The following is a 24,891-nucleotide window of genomic DNA, read 5'->3' on the forward strand; positions in this document are numbered from 1 at the left end:
GCAAAAACACCGCCCATTGTCTCCAATGGCGGCGTTTTGTTGTAGGTTGGCCCCTGTGTTTTCAGTTGTTTTGTTATGCCCTTTTCACCATAAAATCGATCTGTTTATACAAAGTGCTTTCCCTTTCGATCTTCCCATCGACTGACTGCCGCTAGTACAGCATTGCATAAATTCCTCCCCTACTCAAGCACAATCTCCTCCTGCAGTGTCAGCGAATAAATAATCTTCTCCGTCACCTTTTTCCCTGTCATCTGTTCCAGCGCACGCTTATAGTACTCCAGCTGGATCCCGTACCGCTCTGTCAGCAGGGATTCGCGGCCTCTCACCACGTGGTCGGTCTTGTAATCGATCAGGACGAGGCCATCTTCCTCTTCCATATATGCATCGATAATTCCCTGGATCAGGACGAGCTCATCGGAATTGCAGACCTCCATCTCGCGGGCCGGAATTCCGATGACGAATTGCTGCTCCTTGTAAAGCAGGCCTTTGGCCTGTGCGGCACTCATGCGCCGGCCAAGGGGGGAACTTAAAAAATTCCATAAAATCCCGGCATCCAGAAGGGACAGGCTCTCTTCGTCCATGTACTTCTCCCTGCGGAATGTATCCAGTGCCATCTCCACATCGGTAATGGTTTTCATACCTGGGAAGTTTAACAGTTCCAGTGCACGGTGATAGGCGGTTCCGCGGAATGCGCCACCGCCCTGATCCTTTTTCCCGCTTTCTTCCAGCAGAAAGGCCGGAATCGTAGGCAGGAAGGTGCTCTCCTCCTCATCGATCAGCTGGCCCTGTTTCTTAAGCTCCGATACGGAAAGCTTCGTATGGAGGCCGATATCCGCGGTATGGGGATAACGGTATGCAAAGGCCGCGGATATGCCTGCGGCATACGCTTCATCGTAAATACGGGCGCAGTCAAAGTTCAGCAGTTCTTCCTTAGACAGCTTTTTTTCCGCCTGATGTTCGATCTCCACGCCTACCAGATCGGCAACGGAATAAGACCTTACCGTCATCAGACCAGTTTCCGCTCCCGCGTCAGACAAAAGCGCTGACTCCGACAGTTTTCCGGAAAGGCTCATGAGCAGCCAGTCCAAAAACGAATCCGCCGTTGACAGGATGGTGAACGGAATCTGTCCGGCCGTTCTCTTAATATCAGAAAAACGCTCCAGTTTCTTATCCAGATAGCGGTCCGTGCCCGTCATAATCAGCTTTTCCTTCGCTCTGGTCATAGCCACGTAGAGAACACGCAGTTCTTCTCCCAATGCTTCCAGCTCCAGACGGCGTCTGAGGACATTCTTCTTTAATGTCGGTGTCTTGACTCTCAGCTCTAAGTCCAGGTAATCCGTTGCGATTCCCAGATCCGGGTCAATGAGGATCTTTCCATATAAATCCTGTTTATTAAACTTCTTGCCCATGCCCGCCAGAAAGACTACCGGGAATTCCAGTCCCTTGCTCTTATGAATGCTCAGAATCCGCACGGTATTCTCGTCTCCGGCCAGGGCGGCCTCTCCGAAGTCCGTGTCATATTTTTTTAAGTTCTCGATATAGCGGATAAAATGAAACAGCCCCGAATAGCTGGTCTTTTCATAGGCTGACGCCTTTTCCACCAGCATGTCTAAGTTTGCCTGTCTCGCCTCTCCCGCTGGCATGGCCGCGATGTAATCGTAATATCCGGTATTTTCATAGATGGTATACAGAAGCTCATGAATGGACAGATAGCCGGCTATGCGGCGGTACTCTGCCAGTTCATCGGATAACGCCGCAAGCTTTCCGTAAAGCTCTCCATCTCGTTCACCCTCCGGACAGTTTTCCAGATAATACATCCACGCCCCGTAGATTCCCCTGTCCTGTCCCTTTTTCGCCGTTCTCTTGAACACGGCCATAAGGCGGGCCAATTCTTCGTCCGTGGCTCCCACGATGGGGGACTTTAAGACCGCAGCCAGCGGAATATCCTGCATCGGATTATCGATAATGCTTAAGAAGCACAGCACCGTTTCGACCTCAATCGCCGTAAAGTAGCCGGTTCTCCGCTCCGCATAGGCCGGTATTCCCTCATTCATTAAGATGTTGACGAAATCCTCAGCAAATCCGCTTAAGCTGCGCAGAAGGATAACCATATCGCCGTAACAGGCGGTCCTGTAGCGCTTTTCCTTCTTATCCCAGACCTTTAACCCGGTCTCGGGGTTTATCAGTTCCTTCATCCGGGCAGCGATCAGCTTGGCCTCCATCTCGCGGGCCGTAAAATCGTCCGCAGGATCCGCCTCCAGCTGTTTTAACAGGCCGCCTCCCGTGTTGACCATGTGAAGTTCCAGTTTTCCTCCTACCGTCTCTTCCGTCGGTTCAAATACCGCGCCGGGATGGAGAGCGGCGTCTTCCGTATAAAGAATACCTCCCAGACCTTTCGTCATGATCTGATAGAATACCTCATTGATGCCGGAAAGCACGCTGTCCCGGCTTCGGAAATTCTGGTGCAGCTCAATGGTCTGATACAGACCGTCTTCTCTGGGATAAGATTCGTATTTCTTTAAGAACAATTCCGGCCTGGCCAGACGGAATTTGTAGATGCTCTGTTTCACGTCGCCCACCATAAACACGTTGGGCGTCCCGAACCGCTCTCTGGAAATGGCGTGGATCAGCGCCTCCTGCACGTCGTTGCTGTCCTGGTACTCATCCACCAGAATTTCTTCAAACTGGCGGCTCAGCTCGTCGGCTGCGGCAGACGGTCTTCGGCCATGTACTTTGGCGGGATTCTCCACACTCCCCGTATCCTCTTCATCCGTCTCTTCCAAAAGCACCTCCAGCGCGTAATGCTCCAGATCCCCGAAATCCACCAGGTTCTTTTCCTGCTTGGCTTCCTGGTAACGGTCGTGAAATTCTCCGGCCAGTCTCAGCAGCATCCGCACCGCCCCCGCGGTACCCCTTAAGTCACGCACCACGGTCTCAATGGATTCAAAGCAGTATAAATCACGGAGTTTTCCGACCGCCTTCTTTATCCGGTCCCTGCATCCGGTCACAAACGATTTTTTATCCGCGTCGATCTCCTTGCTCCGGATGGAGGCCAGGCGGTCGAAGGAGGCGCTGCCTAACAGTTCATTAAGGCAGCCGTAATCCTTTGCGTTCCCGATCGCCTGCAGCATGCGCAAATCCGATGTCAGCATGGGGATATAGGCCGCAGGCCCGTTTTCCTCGTCACAGACGGCAAGCGCCTCCTTCAGCTGGGCGCAGAATTCCCCTGTCTGCATGGCGACATCCCACATCAGGAAACGCATCCACTCCGTCTCCATAAGCCTGTCGCCGCTTCCCTCCTCGTAGTCCTCCAGTTCCTTTTCGCAGGCCTCCAGCCATTTTTCCGGCCACGGATTGCTTCCGGAAAAGTTATAGACAGCCATAATATGATCCTCGATGCCCCGGTCCGATTTGCCGGTGGCATACGTCTCCACAAACCGGGAAAATTCCTCATCCCCGGCCTCATAATAGTCCTCCAGCAGCTGTTCCATCACGGAGCCGCGAAGCAGGAGGAGTTCCCCTTCATCCCCCACACGAAAAGCCGGATCGATGTCCAGCTGGTTATAGTGCTCCCGGATGATTCCCAGACAGAAGCTGTCAATGGTCGTAATCCGGGCGTAAGGAATCATGGCCGCCTGCATCTGCAGATGACCGTTTTCAGGGTCCTCCTTCAATTTTTCATCGACGGCCAGAAGTACGCGCTCCCGCATCTCATCCGCCGCCGCCTTCGTAAATGTCATAACCAGAAGCTGATCGATGTCCAGGGGATTCTCTCCCTCCGTGATCATGCGGATAATCCGCTCCACCAGAACCGCTGTCTTTCCGCTGCCCGCTGCCGCGGAAACGAGAAGATTGCGGTTTCTGCTTTCAATGACCGCCTTCTGTTCTTTTGTCCAGTTAATCGCCATCCTGCTGCTCTCCTTCTATCTCCGGCCATATTTCTTCTGATTTCAGTGGTTTGAATTTGCGGAAGCCAAACCCGGAGGTTTTTAAATCGAAGCCGCACACCGCATGGTACGGGCAGTAGTCGCAGGCCGTCTTATTTCCCTGCTTGTACGGGTTCACCGCCACGGCCCCTTCCAGAATCTCGCGTCCCTCGGTCTTCAGCTTCTCATTGACATAGCGTTTTAAGGCCGAGAACCGGTTTCCTCCCGCTACGGATGACTTCGCCTCCTGGATCAGGCCGTTCTTCATCGCCACCGGGATGACATCGGATTCCGTCTCAATCTCGTGGTCCAGATGGCTGATGACCTCCAGCTCGCTGTTTACCAGACCGTTCATGCGCAGTTCCTTTAGAATCCGCCTGTCGATGGCCTCCGGGGTCATGTCTCCTTCCCGGTCGATCACCGGGTCGTTGATATTATAATAGAAAATACCGGCCGGGATCACAGCCTTGTCCGGATTACGGCGTTCCTCCATCTCCAGGGCCGCGTCCATGTAGACCACCAGCTGCAGCTGCAGACCGTAATAAAGCGCAGTCAGATCGAAGGAAGTCCCGCCGGATTTATAATCGATAATCTTCACATAGACGTGTTCCTCATCCTCGCACAAGTCCATACGGTCGATACGGCCCCTCAAATGAAGCGCTTCCTCCTCGGAGAGAGCGATTTTCATGGCCTTCAGATTATCGGCGGCCGAGAAGGACACCTCGAATCCTACCGGCGTGAAATCGCCTTTCTTCAGCTGCTCCGCCAGCGCCCATATGGTACGGTCCGTGATCTTCTCTACCTTGCGGGCCAGATAGGCATTTCTGGCGGAGCTCTTTAAAATCGTATTCCCATATTCCTCGGTCACCTCGGTCACGGCGGTATGCACCAGGGCCTTTCTCTCGTCTTCCCCGATCGTCTTCCAGTCGCCTCCCTGTTCCTTCATCTTCTTAAAACAGAGGTCGATGGAATCGTGAAACAGATTACCGATGTCCATAGCCGCCAGCTCATACTGCTGGCGCTCTGCCAGCTCCAGACCGTAATTCAGGAAATGGGCATAGGCACAGGATGCGTACTGTTCCAGCCTCGTGACACTGCCGCCCAGCACCGTGCCGTACAGCGCCTTCGCCGCCATTTTCCCGATTCCACGCTCCTCATAGGCGTAAAATGCCGCATCTACCAGTCTTTTTACGTTCTCTCTCTGCCCCTCATCCATCATAAAATGGCGGAACAGCTCCAAGAATTCCGAATCCTCCCGGGTCATCTCGAAGTTCCGAAGGCCGTGGGTCAACTTATCCCTGGCTTCCCGGATGGAAAGCGGCACGCCGGCCGCTTCATCCGATGCGGCCACAACGGTCAGCTGCGGAAACAGCTTTCTTAACTCTCCCAGCAATATCGATGGCCGCAGGCTCTTTCCCGACGCATCCATGGCCGAGAAGGAGAGATAAAGCCGTTCCGCCGGCTTCGTTAAAGCGAGATACAGATAGAACCGCTGACGGAAGCTCTCCACACGTACGGTGGGCGCCAGCTCAATGTGATGGCTGCCTAAAAATTCCCGCTCCTTATCCGTAAACAGGCTGCTGTTTTCCTTCTTCTGCGGCACGATTCCATCGTTTACACCGATAAAAAACAGAATCTTGATATGGTCGAGACGCGTTCTCGTAATATCGCCCACCACGATCCGGTCCACAGCCGCCGGGATCAGACCTACCTTGATTTCGGAAAAGCCCGCGTCCAGAATCTCCGCATACTCCCTGCGGCTCACCTTCTCGTCCCCTAAGAGCCTGGCGAGACGGTCCATCAGATCGACGACGAGGCCGTACACCTGACCGTATTCTTTGGCAAGCCCAAATTCTCCCTGTTCCCGAAATGAGGCCTCTCTGGCCAGCATCTTCTCCTCCACCGAGAGCGCCTCCAGAAGCCGGACCACGGCCTCCGTCATGGTGCGCACCGTCCTTCCCTCTTCCCGGAACGCCTCGATAAACGCCGTGAGAGGCGCCATAATCTCTTCCCGGAGCTGGTTTAATTCCTCTAAATTTAAGTCCTTGCCACCGCGGTACCAGCCCTCCCAGGTGGTATTCCACCGCTTTAATCCCCGGATTCCCATGGCGATCACGTAGTTCTCCAGGCGGTCCAGCCTGCGCTCATCCTCCGGCTTCGTCACAAGACCGGTTCTTAAGTAGCGGAACACGGTTTCGTAGGAAAAATCCTTCTGAATCGTCTCCAGCGCCGCGCGCACCAGCTCGACCATGGGATTTTTCAGGATGCTCTTTTTGTCATCCAGGAAGTACGGAATCTCCGACGCATCAAACTGATGGATCAGCTCTCCTGCAAAGCTTCCGATGTCACCGGTGATAACGGCCATGTCACGGTACCGGTATCCCTCGCGCAGCAGTTTTCCGATCTGACGGACCACGTGGGAGATCTCCCCGGCCGGATTCACCGCCTGCACCAGGCGGATCTCCTCCGCTTTGCCGGAATACACACGGCCGCTGTAGCGGTATAAGTTCTGCTCCAGAAAATCAAGCGCCGAATGGGACGGCGTGTCCGCTGCCGGCTGCTCCATCTGCTGCTCTTCCTGCTGCTTTGCCAGCTTCTCTGCCTGCTGTCTCCCCTGCTGTCTCCTCTGCAGCTCTACCGGCATCTCTACCCGCTGCTTTACTCCGCTGCGGTACCGGACAGCCGGATGGTCGTCGAGAACGATATCCGGTTCCCGCTTTACGTGATTCTGGCGGGCCAGTGCGTTTAACTTATCCATCATCTCACTGCTCATGTGAAATAAGTCCTGCACGCCCCTATTCCCCCGTTCCGCCACGGTTGGATCGATGGTCACAGTCACGATCACCCGGCGGCTGTAACGGAGAAAAAGGTCCAGCAGGCGGTACTGGACCGGAGTAAAGCCCGTGTAGCCGTCCAGAGTGATCACACTGTCTTTGATCAGCCTCGATTCCGGCAGGTGCTTACAAAGCACATCCAGAATCTCCTCCGTCGTAATATAGCGGTCCTTGATATACTCCTTAAACGCCTTGTAAATGACGGAAATATCCTCCAGCTTCTGGCGGAGCATGGGGCTGGTGGTCTCCGGGATCTTCGCGTCCAGCATTTCCGGCGTAATGCCGTACTGGTAAAGCTCTGAAAGCATGGATTTTAACTGGCCGATAAAGCCGTTCTGATTCAGATGGGACTGGTACAGCGGCAGTTCCTTCTGTTTACCTCCTGTCACCTTTCTCAGAATCATGGATTTTCCCATATCGTCCAGGACGTCCGGGTTTACGATGGCAAGCTCCTCGAAAACACGATACGCCAGACGCTGGAAGCTGACAATATCAATATTCATCACGCCGTGGTTCGGATGCAGCGTCACAATCTCCTTCTGTGTCTGCATGGTAAACTGCTCCGGAACAATGGCAAAATACTTCGTGTCCGGATTCTCAATGGAATCCCTGATCAAATCGGTATACAGGCGGTGTGTCTTTCCGGAACCGGAACCGCCTGTTAATAACTGTATGGACATATCTTTCGTGTTGCTCCTTCCCTCTCAAGCCTTTCACATTTTAATGGCTATCCAACTATATTTTACTATATGTTGATGTACAAGTCCATCGTTTTCAGAACAACAGTTCTCTTCTGCCGTCTATTCATAAACCGCCCCCAAGCAGAATACACTATAACAAAACCCGTTCGGAGGACCTTATTTTAATATGAGCTCTAAAACAAAAATTGTTGTACTGCGGATGAAAGAAATCATCTACACCGCCATCTTTGTCGGCCTCGGAATACTGTTAATCACCCTGTTTCTCATCATGTTCCGGCCGAAAAAAGATACCGTTCCCACTTCCGGAGAAGTGGCCACTTATGTGCCCGGAGTTTACTCTTCCGCGATCACGCTGAATAACCAGGATGTCAACGTACAGGTAACCGTGGATGCGGATAAAATTACATCGGTCACCCTCGTTCCCTTAAGCGAAGCGGTCACAACCATGTATCCGCTGATGCAGCCGGCCATGGACACTCTCTCGGAGCAGATTGTAAAAAATCAGTCCACCAAAAACATCTCCTACTCCGATGAGACACGCTACACATCCACCGTCCTCTTAAAAGCAGTCGACACGGCGCTGACCAAAGCCGAAACTGCAAAATAAGAATATGGTATGGGGATTGTGTTTTCTCTTTTCTCCCTGTATAATGAGTTCAGAATACATAATTATTTTACAGTAAGAGGAACGGGATATGAGTCAGAAAAGCAGGACACAGAGTGTCATGGGGCAGAATCAAATTACAGAAGGAGTGATCTGGAAACAGCTTCTTCTGTTTTTCTTTCCAATTTTATTTGGAACATTTTTCCAGCAGCTCTATAACACCGCCGATGCCGTGATTGTAGGGCGGTTCGTTGGAAAGGAAGCGCTGGCAGCCGTAGGAGGTCCTACGGGAACCCTGATCAATCTTCTTGTGGGGTTCTTCGTAGGACTTTCTTCCGGTGCCACCGTAATTATCTCCCAGTTTTACGGTGCGAAACAGCCGGACCGGGTGAGCAGGGCAGTACATACGTCGATTGCATTTTCCATCGTGGGAGGCATTGTCCTCATGGTCATCGGTGTGGCAGGCGCACCTTGGGCCTTATCCGCCATGGGAACACCGGATGATATATTAAATCACGCGGTTTTGTATATGCGAATCTATTTTCTGGGAGTCATCGGCAACCTGATCTATAACATGGGAGCCGGTATCCTGCGGGCGATCGGGGACTCGAAACGGCCGCTGTACTTCCTGATTGCCAGCTGTTTTACCAACATTGTACTGGATATCGTTTTCGTCGTCTACCTGCATATGGGCGTCATGGGAGCCGCGCTGGCTACCATCATCTCCCAGCTGGTCAGCGCCGTACTGGTCATCATCGTGCTGATGAAGACAAAGGAGTCGTACCATCTGATCCCCCGGTCTGTTCGGCTGGATCTGGACATGCTGAAGCGGATTATCCAGATCGGATTCCCCGCGGGTCTTCAGTCCGTCATGTACTCCGCTTCCAACGTGATTATCCAGTCCAGCGTCAATGCGCTGGGAACCGATACCATTGCTGCCTGGACCGCATACGGAAAGATCGACAGCGTGTTCTGGATGATCATCAACGCCTTCGGCATCTCCGTTACCACATTTGTTGGACAGAACTACGGCGCCGGGAAAAAGGACAGGGTTCACAAGGGGGTTCGCGTGTGTCTGGCCATGAGCTTTGCCGCCACCTTCCTGTTAAGCGTCCTGCTCTACTGCGGCGGCAGCTATATCTATCTGCTGTTTACCACGGACGCGGCGGTTATCGAAAAAGGAACCGAGATCTTGCAGTATCTGGTTCCGACCTTCTTCACCTACGTCTGCATCGAGATTTATTCCGGTTCCCTGCGAGGCGTCGGCGACTGCTGGATTCCTATGATTATCACCTGTCTGGGCGTCTGTGCACTCCGTGTCGTCTGGATCTGGGCTGCAGTACCGCTCCGTCCGACGATTCAGACCGTTATTTTCAGCTATCCGCTGACATGGGTCATCACTTCGATCCTGTTCTTCTTCTATTTTAACTGGTTTTCCAAGCTGAAGAAACACCACTGGTATGGGTTTCGGAGGCGGAACCGTTAGAGCGTGTTTGAAAATTGCTTTCTGACAGATGTGCGTCACACTTTGTGGGAGATTTGCCCCGAATGAGGAAAGCGTAGTGGGCTACGTTGACCGAATGAGGGGTAAATATACCGCAAAGTGGGGCGTGCAGATGGCAGGAATGAATTCTCAAACACGCTCCAGGCTCCGCCTACTCCATCGGAGCACGGTAAAAGCCACCGTAGAACTGCTGGGTCCGGAACATATTGACGATCACATGCTCATCCACCTCATGAAGCAGGGTGATGATATCCGCCACCTCGTAGGAAGACACCACGGTGTGAAGCAGATACATGTGTTTTTTGCTGTATCCGCCGATGGCATCCACACAGGATATGCCGTGCCGGAAGGTCTTTACATAGGCGTCCGTCATCTCCAGGCCTTTGGAGGTCGTAATCTGCAGTGTCACCCGCTCATAACGGTGATGGAAGGTGGATACGATCATCGTGGACACAAATTGAAACAGAATCGAATATCCCGCGTAATCCCATCCGAAGATAGCTCCGAAGATACATAAAAGCACCACATTTCCCACAAATACAGACGTCCAGATGGAATTTCCCGTCTTATTGGATACGTAGAGGGCGATAAAGTCCGTTCCGCCTGTGGAGGCATTGCCTCTCAGCGCCAGGACGATGCAGAAACCATACAGAACGCCTCCGTAGATCACATTCAGGATCACGTCCTCGAAGATCGGTGAGAAATGAAAGATTTTCAAAAATAAACTGGCCAGTAATACCTGGAGCAGTGAGAAAAATGTAAACCGCCGGCTGATACTCTTGCTGCAGGCCCAGGCCACCGGAATATTCAAAATCACCATGGCCAGGGAAGTTGACAGATTGATTCCGAACAGGGACGTCACGCGGTCAATCAGGATCGCAATTCCGGTAAATCCGCCGGACAGCAGCCCAGCCGGCCTTATGAACGCCTGAATAACAAATGTCTGAAGCAGCGCCGAACCGATGACCGCCACTGTCGTTATAAATGTCCGAAAATGCCTGTTCTTTCTTAACTTCCTCCACATAGTAAAAAACTCCCCTCCTTAAGTACGCATTAATGCTATTATATGTAAAATTCTCACTTCCATCAATACAAATTAAGACAACTTAAAAAATTTTATTCTAACTATTGATTTTTTTGCTCCTTTCGATTAAAATAGCGATATGGAGATATAGCTCAGCTGGGAGAGCATCTGCTTGACGTGTAGAAGGTCGCAGGTTCGAGCCCTGTTGTCTCCATGGCGAAACCGCCGGAACCTAATCGATTAGGTTCCGGCGGTTTTTTTCAATTTCTGAAGGCACACTGCCATTAGGCTCTGCGAACTTCACTGCAGGCACAATGAGGAGGTACCTCTACCTTTTCACCGGTCTGATATACTTAAAATACTGTTCCGGATTGAAGTAAAAGTATGTGATTCTGCCCGGTGTGGCATCAAAACTGTAGCCGGTGCCGGAATAATCAAAGGCCGCCATTGCCGCTTCAATCTTTTCCTCAACACTGCGGTTTTCCTGTTCATAATCGAAGGGACCGTGTTCAAAGACGATATACTCGGCTTCAGGGACATCAATGAGCAGCATCTGCGACGGTATCTCACCTTTATAATCATAAGGAAGCCGTACGCCGTGACACTCGGTGCGCGGGATTCCCCAGTCGCAGAGTCTGCCCTCCGGGTCGTTAATATAGGCCATGATCTGGCCGCTTCCACAGTTAGGTTCACTTCCGCCCTCATCGTCTAATTTCCCCTTAATGCTGTCCAGTAAACCGCAAATGGTTTCGTAATCCTGGCCCGGAATCAGATTCTGTTTCTGCCAGAAATCCCAGTACCCATTACTCTCATAATTTTTAATGTGCAGAAATTTGTGTGCGGGTATGGTTACAAAATAAATTTTAATATCATCGGTAGATTTCATCATGCCAATTTCTCCTAATCCTAATAAGTAGCGGTCGAAAGGGTTTATTTTTGTACGCAGAACAACTGGCTTCGGTTTTTTGCGGTATTCACTGGGCGTCATGCCATAAGTCCCTTTAAAGGCCCTGGTAAAGGCTTCATTTGACGAAAAACCATAATCCAGCGCAATATCCAAAAAGCTCTTATCACTGTCCCGGACCTCTTTTAGTGCAAAGGCTAATTTCCTCAGCCTTAAGTATTCCCGAAACTGCATACCCGATATCTCTTTAAATTTTCTCGTCGTATAAAATTCGGAATAACCGAGACTGCGGGAAAGAAAGCTCAGTGTCAAAGCTTCATCGTTATAATTTTTGATGCATTTGTCAATTTCATCGACAAAGATTTGGATCTGTTTCTGCCACTCGTACATTCGTCTGTTCTCCTTGTTTCAACCGCCCTGCCGTTATTATAAAGCCACGGAGAATTTTATGCTTGATTTTACTTGCTGTGAAATAAAAAAAGAACTGCTTATCCCCCACAGAAAGCAGTTCTTCGTCACGATCTAAAACCGTCACATTATTAAGTTCTTATAATTCTGGCATCCCCATGCCTGAAATCATACACGCAAGGCACCCCTTTGTGCTTCTCACATGGACAATCATAACATCAATAATGGAAAAAGTCAATCATTTTAGTGTATTTCACCAAAAATGGGCCGGAATGGAAGAATGATTATCGCAATTTTTTATACAATGCATGCAAAAACGTCTTAGTCATGCGTACATGCTTTCATGAAACATATTTTCACAAAAAATGCGCATACTTTCTATATCGCTAATTCCCTTTCATTGCCGCTTAATCCGCGGACTACCAAAACAGTAAAAAAGGAGACCATAATATGGACTTTTCCAGTAAACTTTCTGATAACATGTCTTATCTGAAAGAAAAATTGAATGTGGACACGAATTTCGACGTAGTCTACCGAGTCATCCATGTGGGTGGGCGGGAGGCCTGTCTCTATTTTATAGATGGCTTCACCAAAGATGAGGTATGGCTCAAAATACTCCAGGCATTTTCAACGCTGAAGGAAGACTCCATGCCGGAAGACGCTCACGCATTTTCCAAGAAATACCTTCCCTACGGAGAGGTTGGACTGGTAAAGAGTGATACCGAGATGATCGGCCAGCTCCTCATGGGCGTGTCGTGTCTGTTCATCGACGGGTATGACAGCTGCTTCACCATCGACTGCCGCACCTATCCGGCCCGCGGCGTGTCTGAGCCTGAAAAAGACAAGGTACTTCGCGGTTCCCGTGACGGGTTTGTGGAAACCCTTATTTTCAACACGGCCCTGATCCGCCGCCGAATCCGTGATCCAAAGCTCACCATGGAGATCACCAGCGCCGGGGAAAGCTCCCACACGGACATCGCCCTCTGCTACATGCAGGGCCGGATCGATGAAAATCTCCTCGCCATGATCAAAGACCGGATCAACAAGCTGGAGGTCGACGCTTTGACCATGAACCAGGAAAGCCTTGCGGAGTGCCTTTATCCACATAAATGGTACAATCCATTTCCGAAGTTTAAATTTTCCGAGCGTCCCGACACTGCGGCCGCCTCGATCCTGGAGGGAAACATCATCATTCTGGTGGATAACTCTCCTGCCGCCATGATTCTGCCTTCGTCTGTCTTCGACATTATTGAAGAAGCCGACGATTACTATTTCCCGCCGGTAACGGGATCATACCTGCGGCTTTCGCGTATGGCAATCTCTGTGCTGACCCTTTATTTAACGCCGCTGTGGCTTCTGCTGATGCAGAATCCCAATGTCATCCCTTCCTGGCTGGAGTTCATTCAATTGTCAGAACCGCCTCATGTACCGCTCATCTTCCAGCTACTCATACTGGAATTTGCCATCGATGGTCTGAGGCTGGCCGCTGTTAATACGCCCAGCATGCTGACCACACCGCTCAGTGTTATCGCCGGTATCGTCCTGGGTGAATACTCCGTAAAATCCGGCTGGTTTAACAGTGAAACCATGCTCTATATGGCCTTCGTGACTATTGCCAATTACTCCCAGGCCAGCTTCGAGCTGGGCTACGCATTCAAATTCATGCGAATGATCCTGCTTGTGCTCACCGCCCTCTTTAATTACTGGGGATTTGCCATCGGAGTCATACTATCCGTCTGCGCTGTCGTATTTAACAAGACGATCGCAGGCAAGAGCTATATCTATCCGGTGATACCGTTTAACTGGAGTAAATTAAAGAAACGTTTCTTACGCGGCAGACTGCCTCATAAGGAGAAATAAGGAAGAAGTCCGGGAAATAAAACTGTTTTCCGGACTTCTCTCTTGTTATGGTTCTTTATTCGTAACAGTTCAGCCTTCGCTTCCGGCTGCCGCTGTCCGGCCCCGCGCTTTCGTTTCCCGGACCTTTACTGTGACTTTGCAGGGCATTAGCATTTCTAAATGTGCAGAATTTTTCGTTCAGGGGAAATCCCCACCTGTCTGAGCGCAGCGAGTTTGGGGATTTTCACTGGTTTTTAGAAAAATCCTGCACATTTAGAAATGCTTATGCCCGAAACCGGAACTGGAAAGGTCCGGGAAACGAAAGCGCGGGGCCGGACAGCGGCAGCCGGAAGCGAAGGCTGAACTGTTACTTTTATTCCACGAAATCTTTTCTCATTGGTGTAAAGATATCCAGCAGCATGGTCTCTTCCAACGCTACCACACCGTGCACCACATCCGGCTCAACGTAATAGCTGTCTCCTGTTACCAGAACTTTGTCTTCCTTGCCTTCCTCCTGAAATAACAGGGAACCGGATATAATATAACCGATCTGCTCATGAGGATGGCTGTGTTTTGCACCGATCGCTCCCTTTTCAAACTTCAGCTCCACATTCATTAAATTCTCGCTGTAGGCCAGTACCTTCCGCACAACACCGCCGCCTAAGTCTGTAAGCGGAACATTTTTGTTTTCTACATACATGATGTATTCCTCCTGTTTTTTGTAATTCCATATTATACTACAAAGTAAGCCCTTCCGTAAACAGGGAAAAGGGAGCCACTTCAAAATTCATACCCTTTTCTTGTAAACCCGGCAGGAATGCTTTATAATAAATAAGAAAATTATATATCATTGAAAAGGAACCTACAAATGAAAATTATCGTAATCGACGGGCAGGGCGGCAAGATGGGACACGCCGTTATTGTCCAGTTAAAAAAGTCCCATCCGGAACTTGAAATAACCGCAATCGGAACCAACTCCATCGCCACCTCCTCCATGCTGAAAGCCGGTGCGGACGCCGGTGCAACCGGTGAAAATCCCGTGGTAGTGGCCAGCCGCAGCGCGGACATTATTATCGGACCTATCGGCATCGTAATCCCGAACTCGCTGCTCGGTGAGATCACTCCGGTCATGGCGGAAGCCATCGGCTCCAGCCAGGCTAAGAAAATCCTGATTCCGGTGAACAAATGCAATCACTACGTAGTTGGCTGTGAGGAACTGCCGCTGAGCGTGTACATCGGACAGGTAGTAGCGCAGGTGGAGTTTCTGACGGGAAAATAAGTAGTTCGGCAATTCCTTCATACAAACGGCGGCGGCCTGACAGATCATAACATCTGCCAGGCCGCCGCCATTTGCGTAATAACACATTTCGTATCGAATCTTTACTTCTCTTCTTCCCTCTTCTTGCTGCTCAGCGCTGTAAATGCTGCCAGCAGGAATCCGGACAGCAGTGCTGCTAATCCTGCGTGTGCACCTGCACGATCACCGGTCTTCGGAAGACCTGCAAGTGGTACATTGCCGTCATCAATCAGTATTAAGTTATCAGACGAACTGCTTTCCGGTAAGTTTGCCAACGGTACCTCACCCGGTTCAATCGTTACTGTTCCCGGATCAGTTCCAGGTCCCCCCGGCACGTATGGCTTATCAGGATTCGGAGTATTGCCGCCTCCGCCTCCACCGCCTCCGCTGCTGCCTGAGGTTACTCTAAGGGTGCCTGCTAAATAAGTGATATTATAGTTGGAGGTAACTTCTGCATTATCTGCCATGATCACTGCATCACTGGCTATATTCTCGCTGCTGCCAACTGAGGTCTGTGAACCTGTCACTTTAACTGCCGTCAGTGTCTGGCCGTCTGCAAGCGTTCCATCTGTGATCGACGCGGTCGGTGCGGTTAATTCTGTTCCGTTGTATTTTCTTTCCGCACTGGCTGCTGTAATGGATAATGCACGTTTCTGAATGACTACAATACCTGTTACAACGGCTGTGTCGTGATAATTCGGATTGACAGCCTTCACATAGACGGTGTGGTTGCCCGCTTCTGTAAAGACAGGCACTGTCTCACTAAAGTTCTGATTATCCACGGAGTAAAGAATCGTGGAGCCTTCCTTCAGTGCGGTTACTTCTCTCAGTCCATGTGTCTTTCCATCATACGTTACGGTTTCTCCGGTTACATTAACGGTATTCGTATTTAATGCAATGATATCCAGCTTACCGTTCTTCACCTCTACCTTATAGTTGGAATTATCACTGTAGCCTGCAGTCAGTGTAATGTCAGCGCCAACCGCCTCTTTGTTCTTATCCGCGTCAAGTCTGTGGTAAACTACAGTCCCTAAATCTCCGTCGGATATCAATCCCTGTATCTGACCCGTAAATAATGGGTCAATGTCACTATAAGATTCGGATTTGTTATCTACAACAATGGTTGCCGGCCTTGCTGTTATGCGAATCGTTACATCTTCAGCCGTTAAGTCCTCATAACCGGTTTTCGTCGCCTTCACAGATACCGTTACGGTTCCATCTGCTACATTGGTAACGCTTGGTGCTTCGGTACTCCATTCACCGTTTCCAGCCTTATAATAAATCGTGTAACCAGGTGCATGCTCAAGCTTAGCGGCTGCCTCGTGGGCGGCTCCGTCATAGACCCAGCTTCCTCCGGCTGCTGTCAGCACTGCGTCTTCAAGGAACGCGGTCTTAATAGCAAAGTCTCCCTTCACTACGGTTACAATGTAGTTGCTGTTTGACTCATAATCCGCTGTCAGTACCTTCGGATAGGTTCCTACTGCCTCTTCTGTGTTGGTTCTTCTGTAGGTAATGGTTCCAAGATCTCCGGACGCCACAAGGTTTGCTGCCGTTCCGGTAAACTCCGGATCCTGCTCATCAAAGTACTTCTCCGCATGATCCACTGTGATGGCTGCTTCCCTTGGTGTAATCTTAAGGGTTACATCCTCTGTCGTTAAATCTGCATAGCCGCTTCTCACAGCCTTCACGGATACGGTTACGGTTCCTTCCAGTACATTGGTTACGCTCGGGGCCTCGGTGGTCCACTCGCCATTGCCTGCTTTGTAGTATACTGTGTAGCCGTCTGCGTTCGTTACATTTCCGGAGGCCGCGTGGGCTGCTCCGTCATAGATCCAGCTTCCGCCGGCTGCTTCCAGCTTTGCATCTTTTATGGATGCGGTCTTGATTTCGAAGTCTCCGTTTACTACATTTACAATATAGTTGCTGTTTGCCGTGTAGTCCGCGGTCAGTACTTCCGGATAGGTTCCTACTGCTTCGTCTGCGTTTGTTCTTCTGTAGGTTACGGTTCCGAGATCCCCTGCTTTTACCAGGTTCTCTTCTGTTCCCGTAAATGCCGGGTCAGATTCATCGAAGAACTTCTCCGCGTCATGTACCCGGATCGCTGCGGTTCTGGCTGTGATCTGGATTGTTGTCTCATTGGATACCAGGGTCTCATAAGCTTCACGGGTACCTCTTGCAATCACAGTTACGGTTCCATCTGCCACATTGGTGACTCCCGGTACAGTCTCAGACCAGGTATTTCCTCCGTCCGTACTGTATTCGATCTTATACTTCTTCAGTGCTGCCAGAACGGAATCGATGACATCCAGTTTTACTCTGTGCTCATCTCCGTCATATACCCAGCTTCCTCCGACAATCTTAAGCTCTGCCTCCGGGTCCTTCGCTTCTTTAATCTTAAAGTCGCCGCGTTTTACGGTTACTTCGTAGTTTGTGTTGTCTGTGTAAACTGCATCCAGCACCTTCTCATACGTTCCCACACCTGCTGCGTCATTGGTTCTCACATAGGTTATCGTTCCGAGATCGCCGTCTGCTACCAGTTTTGTTACGGTTCCGGTAAATGCCGGATCTGCCTCGTTAAAGAACTTCTCCGCATTGTTTACCGTGATCGTTACCGGCTTCTTTGTAATCTGAATGGTTACGTCTTCAGCCGTTAAATCTATATAGCCGGTTTTCGTTGCCTTGACGGATACGGTTACGATCCCTTCTGCCACGTTGGTAACGCTCGGTGCTGTCGTGGTCCATTCGCCGTCTCCAGCCTTGTAATATACGGTATAGCCGTCTGCGTTCTTAAGAGATGCGGTCGCCGCATGTGCCGCTCCATCGTATACCCAGCTTCCGCCGTCTGCCGTCACTTTGGCATCCTTCATGGTCGCTGTCTTGATTTCAAACGTTCCCTTGTGCTCGGTTACATTGTAGTTCGGATTTTCAATATAGGCTGCTGCCAGTACTTCCGGATAAATGCCGACTGCCTCGTCAGAGTTTGTTCTGATGTAGGTCAGCCCTGTTAAATCGCCTTCCTTTACAAGTCCTGTCACGGTTCCTGTAAACTTCGGATCTGCTTCATCAAAGAACTTCTCTGCATCGTCTACGACAATGGCTGCGTCTTTCGGAATGATCTCCAGAGTAACCGCGTCAGTCGTCAGTTCTTCATAACCCGTTCTTGTTGCCTTTACGGATACTGTCACGGTTCCGTCCAGTACATTGGTTACACTCGGGGCCTCTGTGGTCCACCCGCCGTCTCCGACTTTGTAGTATACAGTGTAGCCGTCTGCGTTCTCAACTCTTCCGGCTGCCGCATGGGCCTCGCCATCGTAGATCCAGCTTCCGCCTGCCGCAGTCAATTTCGCACCTGCGATAGATGCAACTTTAATCGTAAAGTCTGCATTTACTACAGTTACATTGTAGTTGTCGTTGGCGGTATAATCTGCCGTTAATACATCTGTATAAATGCCTACTTCCTCGGCATCGTTAGTCCTGCGGTAAGTAACCGTTCCCAGATCTCCCGCCTTTACCAGATTAGTCTCTGTTCCTGTAAATGACGGATCTTTTTCGTCGTAGAATTTTTCTGCATCATTTACAGTGATAGTCGCCTTTCTTGGTGTAATGACAAGTTTGACATCTTCTGTCACAAGATCCACGTAGCCAGTTCTCGTTGCCTTCACAGATACCGTCAATTCGCCTTCTGATACATTGGTGACACCTGGTTTTTCCGTCGTCCATTCACCATCTCCTACACGATAATAGATGGTGTAGTTATCCGCTTTTGTAAGTTCTGCGTTGGCGTAATGCGTTTTTCCATCATACGGCCAGCTTCCGCCAGTCGCACTTAGAGAAGCACCTTCCAAAGTCGCTGTCTTGATTTCAAAATCGCCCTTTTTAATGGTAACTTCATAGTTACCATTTGAAGTATAGTTTGCTGTCAATACTTGCGTGTACTTACCAACAGCTTCTTCCGTATTCTCTCTGGTGTACGTTACCGTACCAAGGTCTTCCTGGTTTACTAACGCTGACACGGTTCCTTCGAATTTTGGATCCGGCTCATCAAAGAACTTCTCTGCATTCTTTACCTGGATAATGACTTCCTTCGGCAGTATTTTGAGCGTTACATCTTCTGCCTCCAGGGCTTCGTATCCATAGCGTTCTGCTTTAACCGATACGGTTACAAGCCCATCTGCTACGTTTGTCACACTTGGTGCTTCTGTAGTCCAGTCGCCGTTTCCGGTCTTATAATAGATTGTATAGCCGGGTGCATTTTCCAATGCAGCTGTGGCGGCATGTGCATTTCCATCATAAGTCCACTCTCCGCCTTTCGCGGTCAGCACTGCGCCTTCGAGTGATGCGCTCTTAATTTGGAAATCGCCCTTTTCTATCTCTACTGTATAGTTGTTATTTATATAAAAGTTTGCAGTTAATACGTTCTGATATACGCCTACTTCTTCATCATCATTGGTTCTGCTGTAGGTTACGTTTCCAAGATCTCCCGCTTTTACAAGTCCGTTTATCTTTCCTGTAAATGCCGGATCCGGGTCATTATAGAACTTTTCTGCATTGTCAACAACAATCGTTACCGGCGCCGGAGTAATTGAAATCGTAGCTTCATTCGATTCCAGCGTTTCATATCCTTCACGAGTACCTCTTGCAATGACTGTGAGCGTTCCGTCGGATACATTGGTCACTCCCGGTACATTTTTAGACCAGGTCTGGCCTCCGTCCGTACTGTATTCGATCGTATATCTCTTCAGCGCAGCCAGTGCAGAATCTATGACATTCAGCTTTACTTTATGCTCTTTTCCGTCATACGGCCAGCTGCCTCCGGCAATCTTTAAGTCCGCCTCAGGATCCTTTGCCGGTTTAATTTTGAAATCACCTGGTTTTACAGTTACCTTATAATTGGTGTTTTCTGTGTATTCTGGAATCAGTACGTCAAAATATGTTCCTACATTTTCGGTATCATTCGATCGTTTATAAGTAACCGTTCCAAGATCTGTACTATTAACAAGTCCCTGTACGGTTCCCTCAAAGGTTGGATCGCTTTCCCCAAAGGTCTTTTCTGCATTTTTTACTGTAATTGTTGCTGGCTTCGGTGTTATTTGCAGCGTGACATTCTCAGTCCCCAGGTCTACATAGCCATGTTTCGTTGCTTTTACAGATACCGTTACAATACCTTCTGATACCTCTGTTACACTCGGCGGATTTACTGTCCAGTCACCGTCATTTACTTTGTAATATACGGTATAGCCATCCGCCTTATTAAGAGTTGCTGCTGCATAATGTGCATTTCCATCGTATTCCCAGCTGCCGCCCTTAGCCGATAAAGACGCTCCCGGCATCGTAGCTACCTTGATTTCAAAGTCGCCTCTGTGCTCTGTTACAGTATAGTTTTTATTTGCTTTATACTTTGCAGCGAGTACTTCCTTGTAAACATCGACTTCCTCAGCCTCATTTGTTCTCACAAATGATACGGTGCCAAGGTCTGTTTCGTTTACAAGGCCTTCTACTTTACCGGTGAACTTCGGGTCCGGGGAACCATAAGCCTTTGAACTGTTATCTACCGTAATTGTCACTTCTTTTGGTTTAATTGTCAAAGTTCCCGGTTCTTTTGTAATCGTGTATTCATGTGTTACATCGACACCCGATTCATTTACAACTTTTACACTACCTGTAATGGTGATTGGATAGCCATCTTCCTGAACATCACGTCCGGAACCACTGGCTTTTATGTTTGTAATTCTGTGACCCGCTTTTAAACCAGTCGATTCGTATCCTGTTTCCGATGCATACTGTATTTCACCATTATAAACTTTTTCTGTGTCGGCTGCTTTGATGGTCAGCGCCTGTTTTTTCTGCCACTGTGCGTATACAGTCATGTTATCTGTAACGATCGTGTTGGAAGTGAACGCGCTGCCAGATCCATCCATCGCTGTATTCCATCCAAGGAAATTATGATCCTCTCTTACTGCGGTTGCTATCTGGCCGCCTAAAGCGGTATCCTTTGGCACGGTCACGCTGCTAACGCTTGGCGTGCCTCCGTTGCCATGAAAGGTTACTGTTACATCTTTGATTTCCTGATAGCCATAGTACAGATTGACTGCCTTCTTGGCAGGGCTCAGCTCTACATTTGCAGGATTTGCACTTCCATCCTTCGATGCACTTGCCGCTACATACTGATATTTGATACCATTGTACTCAATGGTCGATGGTGCATTCACGGTATAGCTGCCAAACTCCTGAGGTGCATCCCCGTAAAGTTTGGTTCCCAGCTGCTGGCGGCGCGCGAAATCAATCGCTTCGCCGGTTCCGTTGATTGTAATGCCGTCTTCATTAACCAGGTAATAGTTTAATGTGATGGTACCCACATCTCCAACTGCCAGGTTGGGACTCGGTATATCCTGAGTCTGGGACTGTTCATTCGGATCCGTGTAATCTACTTTTGCTTCTTTGTTGGTATCCGGTGCAGTGCCGCCTTGTACGGTATCCTTTACTTTAATATAGATAGTAAGGGTTTCCTTATTGGCAGAAATATTACCGAAATCCCATGTAATTGTCTTATTATCGGAACTCTTGCTTACGGTGCCTGTGCTTGCTTCATACCACATGCCATCGTTGTAATCCGTTGCAATCTCAAACGCTTCTGTGTTGATGACATCTGTAATTGTCGCTTCTGTTCCGGCGATTTTGATGGAGCTGGCGATGGCGTCGTAGATGCCTACCAGATCGCTTGTTTTTTCGATATTGATAGCATAGGTTGATTTAGGGGAAGAGGCTAACGGAACGATAAAATCGTTAAATTTTTTATCTCCTATATTTAAACCGATTGAATAAATTGTTACCCCTTGACCTCTTAACTCAGCTGCCTCAGCCTGGCCGTCATGATATGGTGAAATGGAATTATTACGAGGCTCACCATCACTCATAAATACAATATATACAGGCCTGGTATCATCAGATCGATTATCTATTATTTTTTGAGCCGCCTGAAAAGCATAATCGTAGTTAGTTCCTCCAGAATCTTTCATCTGGCTGTCTATAACATAGTCCTTAAAATAATCTGTCGCAGAATAGGTTACAGGTCTTTTATTTCCAACCCTAACTGTATCATCCGCTTTTAAAAATGTTTCTGTCGAATTATTGATACCCGGATAAGCTGTTGCACTGCTATCAAAATCAACGATAGCAATTCGATTGTCTGATGGAACACCATCAACTGATTCATATAAATTATCTACGAATCCTTTTGCTCCACTTTTAGCTGTGGACCATTTTGTTCCTGACATACTACCAGAACTATCGACAATTAATATTACATCACTGCCCCTACGGACCGGATTTCCATAAATGGTAAAATTAATTTTGGCTAAACCATTTTCTTCGTCTACCCATTCTGCTGTTTTGGTAGGAAATACTTTACCAGGTGTCGTATTATCATCGGCTAGTCTCGATCGATAATAATTTCTTGTGACTGCATTCAGAATTTGTATTTCGTCTTCTTCTCTTTCCACCGGAGTCTCATCATAAAACAATTCAATTTTATTATCAGACTCAGCACTGATTGTTATCTCCTCTGGTATACTGCCTAAGTAAGTAAGAGTGTCCTTTTCCCAGGCATAATCCGCCGGATTAATCACATCCCCTTCCTTCAGACCTCTAATCACTTCATCCTCTGATATATCTTTATCATTATAAAATGCATTATGATGAATCGTAAGAGTTAACCCTTCTGCTGCTTCAACAGATATCCCCATTTTATCAAGGGTCGTTACATATGCTTTCGCATAACTTTCTTCATTGAGTAATACATGGCCATAGGTCTTGCCTTCGATTTTCTCTGAAGGTTTACTCTCTTCATGATCGGCATGATCACCTTTATCCGCATTACTTCCTGTGCTTACTGTAACCGAATTATCGGCAGGCGTATTTGCTTCTGTATCCTCTTTCGGACTATCTGCTTTCGGAACCTCTTCATCTACAATTGATACGTCTGACTCTTCTGAAGTCGGCTCAATTGCAGTTGTCAATACGTAGGTGTTGTTTCTTATTATAGACGCGGTTTCATTTCCTGTATCTGCCGCCTCTGGTTCCTGTGCCGGTGCTTCTGGTTCCGGTTCCTGTGCGGGAGCTTCTGTATCTGGTTCCTGCACTTCCGGTGCCTGTGTTGCCGCATCAGTTTCCGGTGCCTGTGTTTCTGGCTCCTGCACTGGGGCCTCTGTTTCCGGTTCTTGTACCGGGGCCTGTGTTGGCTTTTCGGTTTCTGCCTGCGTAGGAGCCTCTGTCTTTGGCTCTTCTGCCGCTGCTGTTGTTTCCGGTTCCTGCGTAGGTACCTCCGACTCCGGTTCCTGCATCGATTCTTCCGGTACCAGTGCCGGTGCCTCAGTCTCCGGCTCCTTCGTCTCTTCTACGCTTCCGTTTTCCCCACTGGGTACAGTGGATTCTTCCGGGGTTTGTGCCGGCTTATCGCCTTCTATTGCATTTCCCTTCTCGTCGAGTACCGGCTTTTCGGTTTCTGCCAAATAAGAATTTCCTTTAACCGTAACCTTATCCGTTACATAATCATCAACTCTGGAACGAAATGCAATTTTGGATTCAGAATCATTGATATAAAGGAAAATAATTTCCTCCTCACCAGTTATCTGATATCCTTCTGTTTCACCTTTTACTCGGATAAACATCCGGAGATTCGCTCCGTCTGCGTTTTCCTCTTCGTCCAGGTCATAAGAAGGGGCGATTTCATATACTGTGCCATTTGTAAATAACTTCTGATACTCTTTCGCTGTACTTCCTGTCTCCTCGATTCCGAGATCCTCGTAAGTAAAGGTACTGCCATTATCAATAGCAGCCTGAGCGGATTCCACTATATCTTCTCCGCTCATGACAAAGGTAGCTTTTTCTGTTTCCAGTGCATTTGATACATCTGCCAGTGACACCGTGTTCACGGAGGTCATGGTCAGAACAAATGCCAGGAACGCGGCAAGCCCTCGTCTGAACTTTTTTCTAAGTCCTTTCATACTTTCTCTCCTTCCTTACCCTTCCATCCGGGCTTTTTCTCTATTATTAGTTGTTGTAAATCTATCTTCAAACTCACGCTCTTCCTTACCGCTTTCCAATGCAGAGGCTATCAGCATGATCATTTCCAAAAAGCTTCTGAAAGCCTGTTTTTCACCGGTTTCACGCCAGTAAATTACTCCCTGCCAGGTTGAGTGTTCCCTGAACAGGATCTTGATCAGGAAGGTCGCTTCCTTCCCGCCTAAACGATAGGAATCCCAGGTTTCCTCTGAAATAATTTTTCCTTCCAGAGATTTTCCGGAATCATTTTCTCCAACGCCTGCTTCAAACAGACGCACCATTGCATCAGCCAGACCAATGGTTCCTTTAAATCGCTCCAGATGATTGATAAAAGCGTTTTGTACTCTTCCTGTCACCAATCCTTTTTCGCAGGAATTAATCGCAATCTGGCAGATCTTTGTGACCCTCGTTCCTCTCTCCTCCGATTGACCGGTAAAGATTCGATCAATCATCTGAAGCATCTGCAAAAGACTTTCAAAGCTTTCTGTCTGTTCACCTTCCAGCCAGGTAATATCTCCCTGCCAACTGGCGTTATAGCGAAATTTCACATAAATCTGAAACGTCGCCATTCTGCCATTCTGATAGCGATTGCATTCCCGTATTACCGGTTCCGGATACTCTATTCCTGTAAATCGCCGCAGTTCCATAGCCTGTTTGGGACATGACATGCTGTCAAAAATACGATTCATTTGAGTTATCATTTCAAGAAAATTATCATATCGGATTCCCGGAGTTTTTCCCGCATGATAGATAACTCCCTTCATACATCGATCTTCGTATTTATCTACGG

Annotated in this window: 11 protein-coding genes, 1 tRNA gene and 1 pseudogene; 5 read left to right on the plus strand and 8 right to left on the minus strand. The window is 48.9% G+C overall.

All coding sequences use genetic code 11. From position 1 onward, the window contains the following. Positions 1–179 precede the first annotated feature (179 nt). Positions 180–3,908 (minus strand): helicase-exonuclease AddAB subunit AddA, encoded by a 3,729-nt coding sequence (gene addA / locus M1L66_RS23995; protein WP_434688633.1) that lies wholly within the window; start codon positions 3,906–3,908, stop codon positions 180–182. After that, the gene (locus M1L66_RS24000) at positions 3,898–7,440 is read right to left on the minus strand and encodes a PD-(D/E)XK nuclease family protein (protein WP_434688634.1); all 3,543 of its coding nucleotides are present in this window, start codon (positions 7,438–7,440) and stop codon (positions 3,898–3,900) included. Before M1L66_RS24000 ends, addA begins: the two co-directional genes overlap by 11 nt. A gap of 187 nt (positions 7,441–7,627) precedes the next feature. Here M1L66_RS24000 and M1L66_RS24005 point away from each other — a divergent pair, with 187 nt between their 5' ends. After that, positions 7,628–8,068 carry an FMN-binding protein gene (locus tag M1L66_RS24005; RefSeq protein ID WP_187023948.1) on the plus strand — a complete coding sequence of 147 codons (441 nt, stop codon included), beginning with the start codon at positions 7,628–7,630 and terminating at the stop codon, positions 8,066–8,068. A gap of 88 nt (positions 8,069–8,156) precedes the next feature. Then, positions 8,157–9,551, plus strand: coding sequence for an MATE family efflux transporter (locus M1L66_RS24010; protein WP_187023947.1), 1,395 nt, complete (start codon positions 8,157–8,159; stop codon positions 9,549–9,551). Here the strand turns inward: M1L66_RS24010 and M1L66_RS24015 are convergent. Continuing rightward, a pseudogene (locus tag M1L66_RS24015) lies at positions 9,490–9,639 on the minus strand (DUF6783 domain-containing protein); the annotation flags it as partial. The gene M1L66_RS24010 and the pseudogene M1L66_RS24015 overlap by 62 nt on opposite strands. An 81-nt stretch (positions 9,640–9,720) precedes the next feature. Beyond that, on the minus strand, positions 9,721–10,593 hold the full coding sequence (locus M1L66_RS24020; protein WP_187023946.1) for a YitT family protein: 873 nt from the start codon (positions 10,591–10,593) through the stop codon (positions 9,721–9,723). Positions 10,594–10,734: 141 nt separating this feature from the next. Between M1L66_RS24020 and M1L66_RS24025 the strand changes: the two genes are divergently transcribed. Next, positions 10,735–10,807 (plus strand) — tRNA-Val (locus M1L66_RS24025). Between the two features lie 114 nt (positions 10,808–10,921). Here M1L66_RS24025 and M1L66_RS24030 read toward each other — a convergent pair. Further along, complete coding sequence (locus M1L66_RS24030) at positions 10,922–11,887, minus strand: helix-turn-helix transcriptional regulator (RefSeq protein ID WP_434688635.1); 966 nt, start codon at positions 11,885–11,887, stop codon at positions 10,922–10,924. 468 nt (positions 11,888–12,355) lie between these two features. Here M1L66_RS24030 and M1L66_RS24035 point away from each other — a divergent pair, with 468 nt between their 5' ends. Next, the gene (locus M1L66_RS24035) at positions 12,356–13,765 is read left to right on the plus strand and encodes a spore germination protein (protein ID WP_434688636.1); all 1,410 of its coding nucleotides are present in this window, start codon (positions 12,356–12,358) and stop codon (positions 13,763–13,765) included. A gap of 352 nt (positions 13,766–14,117) precedes the next feature. Here the strand turns inward: M1L66_RS24035 and M1L66_RS24040 are convergent, their stop codons facing one another. Then, a complete protein-coding gene (locus tag M1L66_RS24040; RefSeq protein ID WP_110322517.1) occupies positions 14,118–14,444 on the minus strand; it encodes a cupin domain-containing protein in 327 nt (108 codons plus the stop codon). 168 nt (positions 14,445–14,612) lie between these two features. Between M1L66_RS24040 and M1L66_RS24045 the strand changes: the two genes are divergently transcribed. Then, complete coding sequence (locus M1L66_RS24045) at positions 14,613–15,023, plus strand: DUF3842 family protein (RefSeq protein ID WP_187023943.1); 411 nt, start codon at positions 14,613–14,615, stop codon at positions 15,021–15,023. A 101-nt stretch (positions 15,024–15,124) separates the two neighbouring features. On the opposite strand, the gene M1L66_RS24050 is transcribed toward M1L66_RS24045, so the two are convergent. Continuing rightward, positions 15,125–24,043 (minus strand): doubled motif LPXTG anchor domain-containing protein, encoded by an 8,919-nt coding sequence (locus M1L66_RS24050; protein ID WP_434688637.1) that lies wholly within the window; start codon positions 24,041–24,043, stop codon positions 15,125–15,127. A 15-nt stretch (positions 24,044–24,058) separates the two neighbouring features. Continuing rightward, positions 24,059–24,790, minus strand: coding sequence for a hypothetical protein (locus M1L66_RS24055; RefSeq protein WP_434688638.1), 732 nt, complete (start codon positions 24,788–24,790; stop codon positions 24,059–24,061). Positions 24,791–24,891: the final 101 nt, after the last annotated feature.

The organism is Hungatella sp. SB206, from assembly GCF_051132295.1.
In the GTDB taxonomy this organism is placed as follows: Bacteria; Bacillota; Clostridia; order Lachnospirales; family Lachnospiraceae; genus Hungatella; species Hungatella effluvii.

Excerpts from the sequence above, each read along its gene's own strand:
- M1L66_RS24030 (WP_434688635.1), bottom strand. The coding sequence starts at position 11,887 with ATGTACGAGTGGCAGAAACAGATCCAAATCTTTGTCGATGAAATTGAC.
- M1L66_RS24005 (WP_187023948.1), top strand. The coding sequence starts at position 7,628 with ATGAGCTCTAAAACAAAAATTGTTGTACTGCGGATGAAAGAAATCATC.
- M1L66_RS24045 (WP_187023943.1), top strand. The coding sequence starts at position 14,613 with ATGAAAATTATCGTAATCGACGGGCAGGGCGGCAAGATGGGACACGCC.
- addA (WP_434688633.1), bottom strand. The coding sequence starts at position 3,908 with ATGGCGATTAACTGGACAAAAGAACAGAAGGCGGTCATTGAAAGCAGA.
- M1L66_RS24050 (WP_434688637.1), bottom strand. The coding sequence starts at position 24,043 with ATGAAAGGACTTAGAAAAAAGTTCAGACGAGGGCTTGCCGCGTTCCTG.
- M1L66_RS24020 (WP_187023946.1), bottom strand. The coding sequence starts at position 10,593 with ATGTGGAGGAAGTTAAGAAAGAACAGGCATTTTCGGACATTTATAACG.
- M1L66_RS24055 (WP_434688638.1), bottom strand. The coding sequence starts at position 24,790 with ATGAATCGTATTTTTGACAGCATGTCATGTCCCAAACAGGCTATGGAA.
- M1L66_RS24010 (WP_187023947.1), top strand. The coding sequence starts at position 8,157 with ATGAGTCAGAAAAGCAGGACACAGAGTGTCATGGGGCAGAATCAAATT.
- M1L66_RS24000 (WP_434688634.1), bottom strand. The coding sequence starts at position 7,440 with ATGTCCATACAGTTATTAACAGGCGGTTCCGGTTCCGGAAAGACACAC.
- M1L66_RS24040 (WP_110322517.1), bottom strand. The coding sequence starts at position 14,444 with ATGTATGTAGAAAACAAAAATGTTCCGCTTACAGACTTAGGCGGCGGT.
- M1L66_RS24035 (WP_434688636.1), top strand. The coding sequence starts at position 12,356 with ATGGACTTTTCCAGTAAACTTTCTGATAACATGTCTTATCTGAAAGAA.